Annotated in this window: 14 protein-coding genes; 11 read left to right on the top strand and 3 right to left on the bottom strand. The window is 68.9% G+C overall.

Annotated features, from left to right (window positions below; translation table 11 throughout):
* Window positions 1-62: 62 nt before the first annotated feature.
* Both OG707_RS34120 and OG707_RS34115 read right to left on the bottom strand, forming a co-directional pair.
* Entirely contained in the window at window positions 63-2477 is a 2415-nt protein-coding gene (locus OG707_RS34120; protein ID WP_329125287.1) for an MFS transporter, read from the bottom strand.
* Window positions 2478-2674: 197 nt separating this feature from the next.
* Entirely contained in the window at window positions 2675-3118 is a 444-nt protein-coding gene (locus OG707_RS34115; protein WP_329125285.1) for an SRPBCC family protein, read from the bottom strand.
* A gap of 114 nt (window positions 3119-3232) precedes the next feature.
* Between OG707_RS34115 and OG707_RS34110 the strand changes: the two genes are divergently transcribed.
* Together OG707_RS34110 and OG707_RS34105 are read left to right on the top strand one after the other, a co-directional pair.
* The gene (locus OG707_RS34110; RefSeq protein ID WP_329125283.1) at window positions 3233-4261 is read left to right on the top strand and encodes an Rv2578c family radical SAM protein; all 1029 of its coding nucleotides are present in this window, start codon (window positions 3233-3235) and stop codon (window positions 4259-4261) included.
* A gap of 22 nt (window positions 4262-4283) precedes the next feature.
* On the top strand, window positions 4284-4835 hold the full coding sequence (locus OG707_RS34105) for a GNAT family N-acetyltransferase (RefSeq protein WP_329125280.1): 552 nt from the start codon (window positions 4284-4286) through the stop codon (window positions 4833-4835).
* On the opposite strand, the gene OG707_RS34100 is transcribed toward OG707_RS34105, so the two are convergent.
* Window positions 4784-5350, bottom strand: a complete 567-nt coding sequence (locus OG707_RS34100; protein ID WP_329125278.1) for an adenylosuccinate lyase — start codon at window positions 5348-5350, stop codon at window positions 4784-4786. The two genes, OG707_RS34105 and OG707_RS34100, sit on opposite strands and share 52 nt — an antisense overlap.
* Before the next feature lie 262 nt (window positions 5351-5612).
* Between OG707_RS34100 and OG707_RS34095 the strand changes: the two genes are divergently transcribed.
* From OG707_RS34095 to pssA, 9 genes are all read left to right on the top strand, one after another.
* Window positions 5613-7394, top strand: coding sequence for a 3-hydroxyacyl-CoA dehydrogenase family protein (locus OG707_RS34095; protein ID WP_329125276.1), 1782 nt, complete (start codon window positions 5613-5615; stop codon window positions 7392-7394).
* Between the two features lie 73 nt (window positions 7395-7467).
* Window positions 7468-8295, top strand: a complete 828-nt coding sequence (locus tag OG707_RS34090) for a TetR family transcriptional regulator (protein ID WP_329125274.1) — start codon at window positions 7468-7470, stop codon at window positions 8293-8295.
* A 384-nt stretch (window positions 8296-8679) separates the two neighbouring features.
* The gene (ccrA, locus tag OG707_RS34085) at window positions 8680-10017 is read left to right on the top strand and encodes a crotonyl-CoA carboxylase/reductase (protein ID WP_329125272.1); all 1338 of its coding nucleotides are present in this window, start codon (window positions 8680-8682) and stop codon (window positions 10015-10017) included.
* On the top strand, window positions 10017-12044 hold the full coding sequence (locus OG707_RS34080; protein ID WP_329125270.1) for a protein meaA: 2028 nt from the start codon (window positions 10017-10019) through the stop codon (window positions 12042-12044). Before ccrA ends, OG707_RS34080 begins: the two co-directional genes overlap by 1 nt.
* Window positions 12041-13006, top strand: a complete 966-nt coding sequence (locus tag OG707_RS34075) for an HpcH/HpaI aldolase/citrate lyase family protein (protein WP_329125268.1) — start codon at window positions 12041-12043, stop codon at window positions 13004-13006. The genes OG707_RS34080 and OG707_RS34075 overlap by 4 nt, the downstream gene beginning before the upstream one ends.
* A 5-nt stretch (window positions 13007-13011) precedes the next feature.
* Window positions 13012-13527, top strand: coding sequence for a MaoC family dehydratase (locus OG707_RS34070; RefSeq protein WP_329125266.1), 516 nt, complete (start codon window positions 13012-13014; stop codon window positions 13525-13527).
* A gap of 2 nt (window positions 13528-13529) precedes the next feature.
* Window positions 13530-14735 (top strand): acyl-CoA dehydrogenase family protein, encoded by a 1206-nt coding sequence (locus tag OG707_RS34065; RefSeq protein ID WP_329125264.1) that lies wholly within the window; start codon window positions 13530-13532, stop codon window positions 14733-14735.
* A gap of 169 nt (window positions 14736-14904) precedes the next feature.
* Entirely contained in the window at window positions 14905-15561 is a 657-nt protein-coding gene (locus tag OG707_RS34060; RefSeq protein WP_329125262.1) for a phosphatidylserine decarboxylase, read from the top strand.
* On the top strand, window positions 15548-16402 hold the full coding sequence (pssA, locus tag OG707_RS34055) for a CDP-diacylglycerol--serine O-phosphatidyltransferase (protein WP_329125261.1): 855 nt from the start codon (window positions 15548-15550) through the stop codon (window positions 16400-16402). Before OG707_RS34060 ends, pssA begins: the two co-directional genes overlap by 14 nt.
* Window positions 16403-16409 lie beyond the last annotated feature (7 nt).

Raw genomic sequence — 16409 nt, 5'->3', positions numbered from 1 at the left:
CGGAGCAGTGCGCGGGCGAAGGACCGAATAGGTCGTGCGCCCGCGCACATTCTGACAATTGGTCAGTCCTCGTGCCCCAGTTGGAGATCGCGCTCGGTGCGGCCACCGCCCGCGACCTGCAGGACCGTGGCGACGGGCGGGTAGCCGGCGGCGATCACCGTGTACTCGCCGGAGGACAGATCGACGAAGCGGAAGGTGCCGTCGGGGCCCGTGGTGAGGGTGTCCACCACATTGCCGGCGGCATCGAGCAGCGTGACGCGTGCATCCTCCACCGGACGGCCGCCGCCGGCCCGCACGGTGCCGCGCAGCACCGCCCCGCCAGCCAGCTCGATGTCCTGCCGGGTCTCCCGGGAGGCCTGCACGCTCACCGGGAGCGCGGCGGGGCGGAAGGCGGGCGCGCTCGCCGCGAGGGTGTACTCCCCCGCCACCAACTCCGTGATCACGTACGACCCTTCACGCCCGCTGCGCGTCGAGGCGACGACCTCGCCCCGTACGTCGGTGAGCGTCACGGCGGCGTCGCGCACGGGCGTCCCGTCCGCGGTGACGACGGTCCCGGCGAGTCGCCCGGCGCCGCCGAGGACCACGTCCAGGTCGACCGGGCGCTCGCCGACGGTGACGCTGACGGCCTGCGGCTGGTGTCCGCCGGCCGCCGCGATCAGTACGTACGAACCGGAACCGGGGACGCTCAGCGCGTACCGCCCGTCCTCGCCGCTCGCGCCCCGCCCGATCTGCCGCCCGGTGATGTCGATGAGGGTGAGGGCGGCACGCGGGACGGTCGATCCGTCGTGGTGGTGGACATGGCCGCAGACCGGAACTCCCGCAAGGTAAGGGGCAGAAGCTGCGGGGGTACGGGCCGTGGGGACTGCGGCGTCGGGCTCGGCGGCGGGGGCGTTGTGGGACACCAGCGGTTTCTCCTTGAGGAAGAAGGCGATCAAGAGGCCGAGGACGAGCACCGGAACGAGGTAGAGGAAGATCCGGGGCATCGCGTCGGCGTACGCCTGGATGTAGCCGTCGCGCAGGGCGGCGGGCATCGCGTGGACCAGTTGCGGGGTGATCGACTCGGGGTCGGGCAGCTGGGCGCCCGCCGGGAGCCGTTCGACCAGGGCGTCGGCGAGGCGGTTGGCGAAGAGCGTGCCGAAGACGGCGGCGCCGACACTGCCGCCGATCTGCCGGAAGTAGTTGTTGGCGCTGGTGGCGGTGCCGATGTCCGAGGGCGGTACGGAGTTCTGCACGGCCAGCACGAGCACCGGCATGATCAGGCCGATCCCGATGCCCAGGACGGCCATCCCGATGCTGTACTCCAGCCGCGAGGTGTCCACTTCGAGCCGCGAGAGCAGCCACATCCCGACGGCGGAGATCGCGCTGCCGACGACGGGGAAGGCCTTGTAGCGTCCCGTACGGCTGATGAGCTGGCCCGAGACGACCGAGGCGCCGACGATGCCGCCCATCATCGGCAGCATCAGCAGCCCCGATTCGGTGGCGCTCGCCCCGTCGACCATCTGAAGGAACGTCGGCAGATAGCTGGCCGCGCCGAAGAGCGCGACGCCGACGACCGCGCCGACGAGCGCCGTCACATTGAAGATGCCGTCGCGGAACAGCCGCAGCGGAATGATCGGTTCGGGTGCGAAGTGCTCGACGACCACGAAGAGGATGGCGGTTCCCGCCGCACCGGCCGCGAGCCCCAGGATGGTGCGCGAGCCCCAGGCGTACTCGGTGCCGCCCCAACTGGTCAGCAGCACAAGGCAGGTGGAGGCGGCGGCGAGCAGCAGCGCGCCGAGCACGTCCAGGCGCGGTTTCGCGGTGGGCTTCGGCAGCTTCAGTACGAGGGCGATCATCACCAGCGTGACCAGGCCGAACGGCACATTGATGTAGAAGCACCAGCGCCAGGACGCATGGTCGGTGAAGAACCCGCCGAGCAGTGGCCCCGCGACCGAGGCGAGCCCGAAGGCCGCGCCGATCAGTCCCATGAAGCGGCCGCGCTCACGGGGCGGCACGATGTCGGCGATGATCGCCTGCACACCGATCATGAGTCCGCCGCCGCCGATGCCCTGGACGGCGCGGAAGGCGATGAGTTCGTCCATCGAGCGTGACCAGCCGGCCAGGGCCGAGCCGATGACGAAGACGACGATCGCGAAGATGAAGATGGACTTGCGTCCGAAGAGGTCGCCGAGCTTTCCGTAGATCGGCAGCCCGATGGTGGAGGCCAGCAGATACGCGGTGACCGCCCAGGACATCTTGTCCAGGCCGTGCAGCTCACCGACGATCTTGGGCAGCGCGGTCGCCACGATCATCTGGTCGAGGGCGGCGAGCAGCAGGGTGAGCATCAGCGCGAGGAAGACCATCCGCACGCGGGCCGGGCTGAGTTCGTCGTACACGTACGAGGGCCGGTCCCCGGAGGGCGGCGGCGGAGGTTCGACCGCGGTCGCCGCCTGCTCCGCCTCGGCCTGCTCGTCCTTCACCAGCGTGATCCCGCCCACCTGCTGCTCCCCTTCGTCGCGCCTGCGCCGCCCTTTTCTCGCATTTGGCGACAAGGGGGAGCAAGCGCGACGATTGGCGCGCCAGGCGTGCGCCGGAGGCTTTACCGCTGGTGGGATCCCCTACGGCGTACAACGGGGCCGCGGGGAAAACCACTCGAACCGGTGAGCATGATGTCCACCCGGACGGGTTACGGGAGTTACTTGCCGACTTCGGCGGCGAGCTTGTCGAGCACGGCGTCGTAGATGCGGCCAAGTCCCTTGGGGGCGAAGGTCTTCTCGAAGAAGCCGCCGATGCCGCCCGCGCCGTTCCAGACGGTGGAGACGACGACCCGCGACTGCTTCTCGCCGGCCGGGGTGACCGTCCAGGTGGTGACCATCGAGGAGTTGCGGTCCTTCTCCACGAGCTGGCCGTCGGTGGGCTCGGAGACCTCGAGCAGGCAGTCGCGGATGCGCTTGCTGGTCGCCTGGAGCTTCCAGTGGACGAGGGTGCCCTCGCCGTCGCCGCCCTCGCGCACCTCGTACTCGCTGAAGTGCTCGGGCAGCAGCTTCGCGCGCGTCCCGGTGTAGTCGGCCAGCGCGTCGAACACCGTCTCCGCATCCGCCGCGATGGTCCGCTCCGTGGTGGCCTCAACCTGCGCCATGCCTGTTCCTCTCGTGGTGCGTACGGGGGATGCCCCATTCTCCACCGCCGCGGGGCCCGCACGATCATGGGAACACATGTTCTATTGTGGGGCGCGAGCAACCGAGGAGGCACCATGCGCTGGGACAATCTGGCCGAAAACCGCGCAGAGAACCGCGCGGGGCTCTTCGACGCGGAGACCGTGACGACGCGCACCTTCGACACCCCGGAGTTCCGAGGCGTCACCTTCCATGAAGTCAGGGCCCGTTCGATCGTGAACCGGGTGCCGGGCGCATCACAGATGCCGTTCGAATGGACGGTCAACCCGTACCGCGGCTGCACCCACGCCTGCGTCTACTGCTTCGCCCGCAAGACCCACAGCTATCTGGACCTCGACACCGGTCTCGACTTCGACTCGCAGATCGTCGTCAAGATCAACGCACCGGAACTGCTGCGCAGCCACCTCGCCTCACGCCGCTGGCAGGGCGCGCACATCGCGATGGGCACCAACGTCGACTGCTACCAGCGCGCCGAGGGCCGCTACCGGCTGATGCCGGGGATCATCGCGGCCCTGCGCGATCATGCGAATCCCTTCAGCATTTTGACGAAGGGCACGCTGATCCTCCGCGACCTCGAACTGCTGCGCCAGGCCGCAGAGGTCACCGAGGTCGGCGTCTCCGTCTCCACCGGCTTCGTCGACGAGGAGCTGTGGCGCACCGTCGAGCCGGGCACCCCCTCGCCGCAGCGCCGCCTCGACGCCGTACGCACCCTCACCGACCACGGGATCGGCTGCGGCGTGCTGATGGCCCCCGTCATCCCCTTCATCGGCGACCACCCGGACCAGCTGCGCGCGACGGTCCGCGCGATCGCGGCCTCCGGGGCGACCTCGGTGACCCCGCTCGTGCTCCATCTGCGGCCGGGCGCCAGGGAGTGGTTCATGGCCTGGCTGGGCGCGCACCATCCGCATCTCGTACGGCGCTTCGAGCGGCTCTACGCGGAGGGGGCGTACGCGCCCAAGTGGTACCAGCGGCGCATCACCGGCCAAGTGCACGCCCTGGCCGCAGAGTTCGGCATCGGCCCGGCCCAGCGCGGCGTCGTGGCCCGCCGGATCCCGCCGGCCAGGGAGCCCGACCTCCCGGGGCAGACCCAGCTGACGCTGCTCTGACCCGCTCGTTATCGTGCACCGCATGGACGTACAGATACGGGACATGACCGCCGACGACTGCCACGCCGTGGCCACCGTCCGGGTCCGCGGCTGGCAGTTCGCCTACGCCGGGCTGATGCCGCAGCCGTACCTCGACTCCCTGGACATCGAGGCGCAGGCGGCCCAGCGCCGCGAGATCTTCGAGAAGGGCCGCGGACGCGTGGTCAACGTCGTCGCCGAGCGCGCGGGCGAGGTGATCGGCTGGGGCTGCTGCGGTCCGTACCGCGAGGACGACGGCAGCATCACCGCCGACGGCGAGCTGTACGCCCTCTACCTCCTGCCCGAGCACCTCTCCACCGGCGCCGGCCGCGCCCTGACCGCCGAGCTGACCGCCCGCGCGGTCGCCGCCGGCTTTCCCGTACTGCGTCTGTGGGTCCTCAAGGAGAACGCCCGCGCACGCCGTTTCTACGAGAAGGCCGGCTTCGCCGCCGACGGCGCCGAGGAGCCCTTCGAGGTGGACGGAGTCCCCGTCCCCGAGGTGCGCTACGCCAGGCCCCTCAGCGCCATGGACGCCGCCGCCCCCAACTTCGGGTGACCCAGGGCGTCTTCCAGTACGGTCCTGGCCCGCGCGTCCCCCAGCTGCCCCAGACCCTCCACACAGGCCAGCGCCACCCGCCAGTAGGGGTCGTCCGGTACGAGCAGCCGGTCCAGCGTGGCGATCAGTACCGGCACGGACTCCGGCGCCCGCAACTCGGCCAGCAGTCGCACCGGTTGCAGCGCGTACGCCGTACGCAGCCCATTGGTGGCCAGCGCGGCCGCGGCCCGCGCGGTCCGCGGGTCGCCGAGCCGGGCCAGGGCGTACGCGGCCGAGACACAGCGCTCCGGGTCACGGTGGTTCAGCAGCAGCACCAGCGCCTCGAACGCCCGCCGGTCGCCCGCGCACCCGAGCCGGAAAGCCGCCACCTCGCGCGCCCAGAGCTCCTGCCCGCCCTCGGTCAGCACCCGCGCCAGCTCCTCGCGGTCCTCGCTCACCAGCAGCCGCTCGCACTCCCCCGAGCCACCCGACTCGCTCCGCAACCGGTCCGCGAGCGACCTCAACTCCTCGTCCATGCACCGAAGATTAATCGCGATCCAGATCACATCGACTCGCCCCGCCCCAGGGCTGGCGCGCTCGTTACTCGCCGGTTAACCTCAAGTGAGCGGGTCACACCCCGCAAGAGCAGTTCCTCAGGGCGGCCTGGTGACGCAGCCGCTTCGAGTGTTCGTCGGTTCAGCAGTTCGCTTTGTGCATACGACGTGCGGCCCGGGACAGGGCCCGTCGGCTCCTTTTCACGACACTCCCTCAGTCGTCACTCATCCCTGGAGTCCCCTGATGGACACCCCTCTCCGTACCATCGCCGTGGTCGGCCTCGGCACCATGGGCACCGGTATCGCCGAAGTCCTGGCCCGCGCGGGCCGCGAGGTCATCGGCATCGACATCAGCGACGCGGCGGCCCGCCGGGCCGTGGCCTCGCTCGAGGCCTCCACCGCCCGCGCCGTGCAGCGCGAGCGGATCACCGAGGAGGAGCGCCGCACCGTCCTCGCCCGGTTCCGCACCTTCTCCGACCTCCAGGCGGCCGCCGACGCCGAGCTCGTCATCGAGGTCGTCCCCGAGTCGTACGAGATCAAGCAGCAGCTCTTCCGCGACCTCGACGCGATCGTCTCGCCGACCGCAGTCCTCGCGACCGGCACGAACGCCCTCTCCGTGACCCGGCTCGCCGCCGAGTCCTCCCACCCCGAACGCGTCCTGGGCCTGCACTTCTTCAACCCCGCACCGGCCATGAAGCTGGTCGAGGTCGTCTCCTCCGTGCTGACCGCGCCGCCCGCCGTCGAGGCGGTCACGGCCCTCGCCCGCGAGCTCGGCAAGGACCCCATCGCGGTCGGCGACCGCCCCGGATTCGTCGCCGACGGACTGCTCTTCGGCTACCTCAACCAGGCCGCCGCGATGTACGAGGCCAAGTACGCGTCCCGCGAGGACATCGACGCCGCGATGCGCCTCGGCTGCGGACTGCCGATGGGCCCCCTCGCGCTCCTGGACCTGATCGGCATCGACACCGCCCGCACGGTCCTCGAAGCGATGTACTCCTCCTCCCGCGACCGGCTGCACGCCCCCGCCCCGATCCTGGGCCAGCTCAGCGACGCGGGCCTCACGGGCCGCAAGTCGGGCCGCGGCTTCTACACGTACGAGCAGCCGGGCAGCGCCGAGGTCGTCCGCGACGCCCTCACCCCGCTCGACTCCGCGCAGACCGCGCCCGGCCGGGAGATCCGCTCCGTCGGTGTCGCCGGGTCGGGGACGATGGCCTCCGGTATCGCCGAGGTCTTCGCCAAGGCGGGGTACGACGTCGTGCTCGCAGCCCGCTCCCTGGAGAAGGCCGAGACCGCCAAGTCCCGTATCACCAAGTCCCTTTCGCGCTCTGTCGACAAGGGCCGCATGACCGCCGAGGCGCGCGACGAGACCCTCGCCCGCATCACCCCGGCCGGCTCGCTCGACGCCTTCACCGAGGTCGACCTGGCCGTCGAGGCGGTCGCCGAGGACCTGGAGATCAAGCAGCAGCTCTTCGCCACGCTCGACAAGGTCTGCAAGCAGGGCGCGGTCCTCGCCACCACCACCTCGTCCCTCCCCGTCGTCGCCTGCGCCCGCGCCACCTCGCGACCCGAGGACGTCATCGGGATGCACTTCTTCAACCCGGCGCCGGCGATGAAGCTGGTCGAGGTGGTCCGTACCGTCCTCACCTCCGACGACGTCCACGCCACGGTCCGCGAGGTCTGCACGAAGGTCCGCAAGCACCCGGTGGACTGCGGCGACCGGGCCGGATTCATCGTGAACGCGCTGCTCTTCCCGTACCTCAACAACGCGATCAAGATGGTCCAGGAGCACTACGCGACCCTCGACGACATCGACGCCGCGATGAAGCTCGGCGGCGGTTACCCCATGGGCCCCTTCGAGCTCCTGGACGTCGTCGGACTCGATGTCTCGCTCGCCATCGAGCAGGTCCTGCACCGCGAGTTCCGCGACCCCGGGCTTGCGCCCGCACCGCTCCTGGAGCACCTGGTGGCCGCGGGCTGCCTCGGCCGCAAGACGGGCCGGGGCTTCCGCGAGTATGCCCGTCGCTGACCAGGGCGCCGGATGGGGCGGGCTGCTGGAACCCGAGAGCGGCCCGCCCCCTCAGGCGCACCTTCCTGCGCATATGCAGTACGTTCGGACCATGCCCACGCCTGCCAGGTCATCCCGCTCCGCCGCGACGCCCGACGTACCTGAAAGTGCCGCAGGCACCCGCGCCGCCGCCCAGCGGCTGAAGATGCGCAGGGAACTGGCGAACGCGGCGATGGAGCTGTTCTCGGCCAAGGGGTACGAGGCGACGACGGTCGACGAGATCGCGGCGCAGGCCGGGGTGGCCCGCCGGACCTTCTTCCGCCACTTCCGCTCCAAGGAAGAGGCGATCTTCCCCGACCACGACGACACCCTCGTACGGGCCGAGGCGGTGCTGAACGCGGCCCCGCCGCACGAGCACCCGCTGGACACCGTCTGCAACGGCATCAAGGAAGTCATGCGGATGTACGCGTCCGCGCCCGAGGTCTCCGTCGCCCGCTACAAGCTCACCCGCGAGGTACCCACCCTCCGCGAGGCCGAGATCGCCTCGGTGGCCCGCTACGAGCGGCTGTTCACGCGCTATCTCCTGGGCCACTTCGACGAGCACGCCCACCACGACGGCAACGACGACCCGCTGCTCGCCGAGGTCGCCGCGTCCGCGGTCGTCACCGCCCACAACCACGTGCTGCGGCGCTGGCTGCGGGCCGGCGGCCAGGGCGACGTGGAGAGCCAGCTCGACCACGCGTTCGCGATCGTCCGGGACACCTTCGGCACGGGCATCGGCGCGGGACGTACGGCGGAGACGCCCAGGCCCGCGGCCGCCACCGCGCACACCAACGGCGAGGTGCTCGTGGCGGTGGCGCGCACCGACGCACCGCTCAGCGAGGTCATGCGGACCATCGAGCAGGCGCTGAAGAAGCGCTGACCGGACCCCCCCGCTCCACCACGGCCGTCCCTTCTGGGGCGGTCGTCCTTTTTGCGTCCGAGAACGATCGATCATCGCTCACTTGTTACGTAAAGATTTCACCTGAGCGCAACTTCTGGCACTCAGTGTCTTGTCACCTGGCACGGGGTGTCATACGTTGATGTTGTCCGGGCGGCCGGCGTGCAGAGACCTTTCGTACGCCGGCTGTCCCCGTAATCCACGTGATTGCGCGCCCGGACGCCTGCGTCACAGGCAACCTCCCGCGCCACACCCGGCGCTGCCACAGCACCACCTCGCCGAACCGACGGCACACCTCCACAGCAGCAATCCCGACGTATCCCTCAAACGCGCTCCCCTCGGAGCTCGCTTCGCCGGAGGCACCCCGTGAAGGAAATCCTGGACGCGATCCAGTCGCCCGACAGCAAGCCCGCGGACTTCGCGGCCCTGCCCCTCCCCGAGTCCTACCGCGCGATCACCGTGCACAAGGACGAGACGGAGATGTTCGCGGGTCTGGAGACCCGCGAGAAGGACCCGCGCAAGTCGATCCACCTGGACGACGTGCCGGTCCCCGAACTCGGCCCCGGCGAGGCCCTGGTGGCGGTCATGGCCAGCTCCGTGAACTACAACTCCGTCTGGACCTCGATCTTCGAGCCGATGTCGACCTTCGGGTTCCTGGAGCGGTACGGAAAGCTCAGCGAGCTCACCAAGCGCCACGACCTCCCGTACCACGTCATCGGCTCCGACCTGGCGGGCGTTGTCCTGCGGACAGGACCGGGCGTCAACGCCTGGCACCCCGGCGACGAGGTCGTCGCGCACTGCCTCTCCGTCGAGCTGGAGTCCTCCGACGGCCACAACGACACGATGCTCGACCCCGAGCAGCGCATCTGGGGCTTCGAGACCAACTTCGGCGGCCTCGCCGAGATCGCGCTCGTCAAGTCCAACCAGCTGATGCCCAAGCCCGGCCACCTCAGCTGGGAGGAGGCCGCGGCGCCCGGACTGGTCAACTCCACCGCGTACCGGCAGCTGGTCTCGCGCAACGGCGCCGGGATGAAGCAGGGCGACAACGTCCTGATCTGGGGCGCGAGCGGCGGACTCGGCTCCTACGCGACGCAGTTCGCACTGGCCGGCGGCGCCAACCCGATCTGTGTCGTCTCCAGCGACCAGAAGGCCGACATCTGCCGCTCGATGGGCGCCGAGGCGATCATCGACCGCAACGCCGAGGGCTACAAGTTCTGGAAGGACGAGCACAACCAGGACCCGCGCGAGTGGAAGCGCTTCGGCAAGCGCATCCGTGAACTGACCGGCGGCGAGGACGTGGACATCGTCTTCGAGCACCCGGGCCGCGAGACGTTCGGCGCGAGCGTGTACGTCACGCGCAAGGGCGGAACCATCGTCACGTGCGCCTCCACCTCCGGCTTCAACCACGAGTACGACAACCGCTACCTGTGGATGTCGCTGAAGAAGATCGTGGGCTCGCACTTCGCCAACTACCGCGAGGCGTGGGAGGCCAACCGCCTGATCGCCAAGGGCAAGATCCACCCGACGCTCTCCAAGGTGTACTCCCTGGAGGAGACCGGGCAGGCCGCGTACGACGTCCACCGCAACCTCCACCAGGGCAAGGTCGGCGTGCTCGCGCTCGCCCCCCGCGAGGGACTCGGCGTCCGCGACGAGGAGATGCGCGCCCAGCACATCGACGCCATCAACCGCTTCCGGAACATCTGATGACAGCCCGTCAGAAGGATCGTCCCTGGCTGATGCGGACGTACGCCGGCCACTCCACGGCCGAGGCGTCGAACGCGCTCTACCGGAACAACCTCGCCAAGGGCCAGACCGGACTCTCGGTCGCCTTCGACCTGCCCACCCAGACCGGCTACGACCCCGACCACATCCTCGCCCGCGGCGAGGTCGGCCGGGTCGGCGTCCCCGTCTCCCATCTCGGTGACATGCGCAGGCTGTTCCAGGACATCCCCCTGGAGCAGATGAACACCTCGATGACGATCAACGCCACCGCGATGTGGATGCTCGCGCTCTACCAGGTGGTGGCCGAGGAGCAGGGTGCGGACATCACCAAGCTCCAGGGGACGACGCAGAACGACATCGTCAAGGAGTACCTGTCGCGCGGGACGCACGTCTTCCCGCCCGGTCCGTCCCTGCGGCTGACCACCGACATGATCACGTACACGGTCAACCACATCCCCAAGTGGAACCCGATCAACATCTGCAGCTACCACCTGCAGGAGGCGGGAGCCACCCCGGTCCAGGAGATCGCCTACGCGATGTCCACCGCGATCGCCGTCCTGGACGCGGTGTTCGCGTCCGGGCAGATCCCGGAGGACCGCAAGGGGGACGTGGTCGCCCGGATCTCCTTCTTCGTGAACGCGGGCGTCCGCTTCATCGAGGAGATGTGCAAGATGCGTGCGTTCTCTCGCATCTGGGACCGCGTCACGCGCGAGCGGTACGGCATCACCGACGCCAAGCAGCGCCGCTTCCGCTACGGCGTCCAGGTCAACTCTCTGGGCCTGACCGAGGCCCAGCCGGAGAACAACGTCCAGCGCATCGTGCTGGAGATGCTGGCCGTCACCCTCTCCAAGGACGCCCGCGCCCGCGCCGTCCAACTCCCGGCCTGGAACGAGGCGTTGGGGCTCCCCCGCCCCTGGGACCAGCAGTGGTCGCTCCGTATCCAGCAGGTGCTCGCCCTGGAGAGCGACCTGCTGGAGTACGAGGACATCTTCGCCGGGTCGCACGTCATCGAGGCCAAGGTCGACGAACTGGTCGAGGAGTCCCTCGCCGAGATCGACCGCATCCAGCAGATGGGCGGCGCGATGGCGGCCGTCGAGTCGGGCTACCTCAAGTCGAACCTGGTGGCCTCGCACGCCGAGCGCCGCGCCCGTATCGAGGGCGGCGAGGAGAAGATCATCGGCGTCAACTGCTACCAGGCGACCGAGCCGAGCCCCCTCACCTCGGACCTCGACGGCGCGATCATGACGGTCGACCCCGCGGTCGAGGCCAGGGTCGCCGCCTCTCTCACCACCTGGCGCGACACCCGCTACCAGCCGCCGTTCAACCACCCGCGCCCGTGCAAGGCGCTGGAGAAGCTGAAGGCGGCGGCGGCCGGCACCGCGAACCTCATGGAGGCCACCCTGGAGTGCGCCCGCGCCGGAGTCACCACCGGCGAATGGGCGGGGGCCCTGCGCGAGGTCTTCGGCGAGTTCCGCGCCCCGACGGGCGTGAGTTCGGCCCCGGTCGCGATCCCCGCCGAGGAGGGCACACCGCTCGCGGTCGTACGGAAGAAGGTCGCGCGCACGGCAGAGGACCTCGGCAGCGGCCGCCTCCGTCTCCTGGTCGGCAAGCCCGGCCTGGACGGGCACTCCAACGGCGCCGAGCAGATCGCCGTACGGGCCCGTGACGCCGGATTCGAGGTGGTCTACCAGGGCATCAGGCTGACCCCCGAACAGATCGTCTCCGCGGCCCTCGCGGAGGACGTGCACTGCGTCGGTCTGTCGATCCTCTCCGGCTCGCACGCCGCCCTGGTGCCCGACGTACTGGAGCGCCTGCGCGAGGCGGGCGCGGCCGACCTGCCCGTCATCGTCGGCGGCATCATCCCCCCAAGCGACGCCGAGGATCTGAAACGTGCGGGAGTCGCCGCCGTCTTCACACCCAAGGACTTCGGCATCACCGAGATCATCGGCCGTATCGTCGACGAGATCCGGACAGCGAACAAGCTCGACCCTCTGGAGGTCCCCGCATGACCACGCCCGTCAACCGCCTGCGTCCGCGCCGTTCCTGCCTCGCCGTCCCGGGCTCGAACCCGCGCTTCCTGGAGAAGGCCCAGGGCCTCCCCGCCGACCAGGTCTTCCTCGACCTGGAGGACGCCTGCGCGCCGCTGGCCAAGCCCGAGGCGCGTCACACCATCGTGAAGTTCCTCAACGAGGGCGACTGGACCGGCAAGACGCGCGTGGTGCGGGTCAACGACTGGACGACGGAGTGGACGTACCGCGACGTGGTGACCGTCGTGGAGGGCGCGGGCCAGAACCTCGACTGCATCATGCTGCCGAAGGTCCAGGACGCCCAGCAGGTCGTCGCGCTCGACCTCCTGCTCACCCAGATCGAGAAGACGATGGGCTTCGAGGTCGGGAAGATCGGCATCGAGGCGCAGATCGAGAACGCACGCGGCCTCAACAACGTCAACGCCATCGCGGAGGCCTCCCCGCGTACGGAGACCATCATCTTCGGCCCGGCGGACTTCATGGCGTCCATCAACATGAAGACCCTCGTCGTCGGCGAACAGCCGCCCGGCTACGGTGCGGACGCCTACCACTACATCCTGATGAAGATCCTCATGGCGGCCCGCGCCAACGACCTCCAGGCGATCGACGGCCCCTACCTCCAGATCCGCAACGTGGACGGCTACCGCGAGGTCGCGAAGCGCGCCGCCGCGCTGGGCTTCGACGGCAAGTGGGTGCTGCACCCCGGCCAGGTCGAGGCGTCGAACGAGATCTTCTCGCCCTCGCAGGAGGACTTCGACCACGCCGAGCTGATCCTGGACGCGTACGACTACTGCACCTCCGAGGCGGGCGGCAAGAAGGGCTCGGCGATGCTCGGCGACGAGATGATCGACGAGGCCAGCCGCAAGATGGCGCTGGTCATCTCCGGCAAGGGCCGCGCCGCGGGCATGCAGCGCACCTCCAAGTTCGAGATCCCGGAGGCCTGAGGACCATGCAGTTCGGCCGCACCTACGAAGAGTTCACCGTCGGGGACGTCTACAAGCACTGGCCGGGAAAGACGGTCACCGAGTACGACGACCACCTCTTCTGTCTTCTCACCATGAACCACCACCCGCTCCACATGGACACCAACTATGCGGAGAAGACGACAGATTTCGGAAAAAACGTCGTCGTCGGGAACTACGTCTACTCGCTCCTCCTGGGCATGTCCGTGCCCGACGTCTCCGGCAAGGCGATCGCCAACCTGGAGGTCGAGTCGCTGAAGCACATCGCGCCGACCTTCCACGGCGACACGATCTACGGCGAGACGAAGGTCCTCGACAAGACCCCGTCGAAGTCCAAGTCCGACCGCGGGATCGTCTACGTGGAGACCCAGGGCTACAAGCAGGACGGCACCGTCGTCTGCGTGTTCCGGCGCAAGGTGATGGTGCCGACCGAGACGTACATCAAGGAGCGGGGCGGCGAGCAGCCGGGCCGCCCGGAGCCCAAGACCCAGGAGAAGAAGTAGCCATGGCGCGTCTCGCCCAGACCGCGGGTCTGACCGACATCCAGCAGGAAATCCTGGCCACGGTCCGTGATTTCGTCGACAAGGAGATCCTCCCTGTCGCCACCGAGTTGGAGCACCGCGACGAGTACCCGACGCAGATCGTCGAGGGGCTGAAGGAACTCGGCCTGTTCGGGCTGATGATCCCCGAGGAGTACGGGGGCCTGGGCGAGTCCCTGCTCACGTACGCGCTGTGCGTGGAGGAGATCGCCCGCGGCTGGATGAGCGTCTCGGGCATCATCAACACCCACTTCATCGTGGCGTACATGCTCAAGCAGCACGGCACCCAGGAGCAGAAGGACACCTTCCTTCCGCGGATGGCGGCCGGCGAGGTGCGCGGGGCGTTCTCGATGTCCGAGCCGGGGCTCGGATCCGACGTGTCGGCCATCACGTCGAAGGGAGTCAAGGACGGGGACGAGTACGTCCTCAATGGCCAGAAAATGTGGCTGACGAACGGCGGAACCTCGACTTTGGTGGCCGTTCTGTGCCGAAGTGACGAAGGACACCCCGAGGGCACGGCGCCCCACAAGTCGATGACGACCTTCCTCGTCGAGAAGGAGTCCGGCTTCGGTGAGGTCCGTCCCGGACTGACCATCCCCGGGAAGATCGACAAGATGGGTTACAAGGGGGTCGACACCACCGAGCTGATCATGGACGGGCTGCGAATTCCGGCCAATCGCGTACTTGGTGGCGTTACGGGCCGCGGCTTCTACCAAATGATGGACGGCGTCGAGGTCGGCCGCGTCAACGTCGCAGCGCGTGGCTGCGGAGTCGCACAGCGTGCCTTCGAGTTGGGCGTCAGTTACGCACAGCAACGGCACACTTTCGGAAAGCCGATCGCCCAGCACCAGGCAATCCAGTTCAAACTGGCCGAGATGGCTACCAAGGTGGAAGCCGCTCATGCGATGATGGTCAATGCAGCACGCAAAAAGGACTCCGGGGAACGAAACGACCTCGAAGCAGGGATGGCGAAGTACCTCGCCTCCGAGTACTGCAAGGAAGTCGTGGAGGACGCCTTCCGTATCCATGGCGGCTACGGGTTCTCCAAGGAGTACGAGATCGAGCGCCTCTACCGGGAGGCCCCGATGCTGCTCATCGGTGAAGGTACCGCCGAGATCCAGAAAATGATCATTGGGCGGCGACTCCTCGAAGAGTACCGATTCCAGGGCTAATTGTCGGGTTTGAGGCGATTTATGCGCGAAGAAGATCACACCCAGTCATCGTCTTCCGGCCGCCGAATGGGCTTCCTGGCTTGCCCAGTTGTGGCCCGCAACCGATAACATCGCCCGAAAGCCGCCGTCCCCCGTTGCAGCGCGGCATCATCCGCTACGAAGGTCATCCATGCCCCACAGCCAAACCTCTGCACCACGCGACGGCGTCCTCAAGGGCCGCCTTGCTCGCGGAGCATCGCCGTGGCTTCTGCCGACCGTCGCCACTGCGGCGCTCAGCCTGACCCGGGCCCGCAAGTCCGGTCGCTGGGCCGCCGTCGCCGTGCCCACCACCGCGCTCGCGGCGGGCATGCTCTGGTTCTTCCGCGACCCCGAGCGCGAGATCACCCAGGGCCGGGTGATCTCGCCGGCCGACGGCGTGGTGCAGAGCATCATGCCGTGGAAGGACGGACGTACCCGCGTCGCGATCTTCATGAGCCCGCTGAACGTCCACGTCAACCGCGCGCCCCTGGCGGGCACGGTGACGTCCGTGGAGCACGTCCCCGGCGGTTTCGTACCGGCGTTCAACAAGGAGAGCGAGAACAACGAGCGCGTCGTCTGGCACTTCGACACCGAGCTCGGTGACATCGAGATGATCCAGATCGCCGGTGCGGTCGCACGGCGCATCGTCCCCTACATCCCGCAGGGCACCAAGGTCGAGCAGGGCGAGCGGATCGGCCTGATCCGCTTCGGCTCCCGGGTCGACATCTACCTGCCGGAGGGTGTCGAGGTCGCGGTCGAGGTCGGCCAGGCCACCACCGCGGGGGTGACTCGCATTGACCGTGATTGATCCTGACACTCAGGCCGGCTGGGTTCCGGAGTCCGAGCTCGAGGACGACGCCGAGGACATGCCGCTCTCCATGCGGTTGTCGATAGCGGACACCCTCACGCTCGGCAACGCCACGTGCGGATTCATGGCGGTGTACTTCACCACCACCGGGATCCTCATCCCGCATCTGCAGGGCAGCTCGGAATCCGGCATGGCGCGGCACTCCGCCGCGACCGCCGTGATCCTGATGCTGATGGCCGCGATCTTCGACCTCTGCGACGGACTCGTGGCCCGCAAGCTGCGGTCCTCGCCGATGGGCGCGGAGCTGGACAACCTCTCCGACCTGATCAGCTTCGGGCTCGCCCCGGCCTATTTCGTCCTCGTGTACGGAATGGTCGCGGACGACGCCCACCAGCGGGTCGCGGCGGTCGCGGCGGTGGTCGTGCTCCTTGCGGTCGTCCTCAGACTCGCGCGCTTCTCGTGCGTGACGATGAAGGACGGCATGTTCCAGGGCATGCCGAGCCCCTTCGGGGCGCTCACGGTGGTCTCCATCGTGCTGCTGGAGCTTCCCTTCGTGCCGACGCTGCTCGCCGTGCTGGGTGTCGCCTGGCTGATGGTGAGCCGGGTCGAGTACCCGAAGCCGCGGGGCATCCTCGCGGTGGCGATGCTCAGCTGGATCGTGGGTGCGATGGGGCTGCTGGCGGCCTGGGCGTTCGACGCCCCGGGCGGCACGCTGCTCCTGCAGACCGGCTGTGCGCTCCAGGTCGTGCTGGGCGCGGTGATCCCGCTCTTCGCCACGGCGCGGCGGGTGAACACCTTCCGCGGGAACCGGCGCGAGGCGCGGACGGCGGAGCTGCCGTAGGGCCGTA

It is taken from the genome of Streptomyces sp. NBC_01465 (assembly GCF_036227325.1).
In the GTDB taxonomy this organism is placed as follows: Bacteria; Actinomycetota; Actinomycetes; order Streptomycetales; family Streptomycetaceae; genus Streptomyces.
Note: the sequence above shows the minus strand (reverse complement) of the source record. Positions and strands in the feature narration are given on the sequence as shown.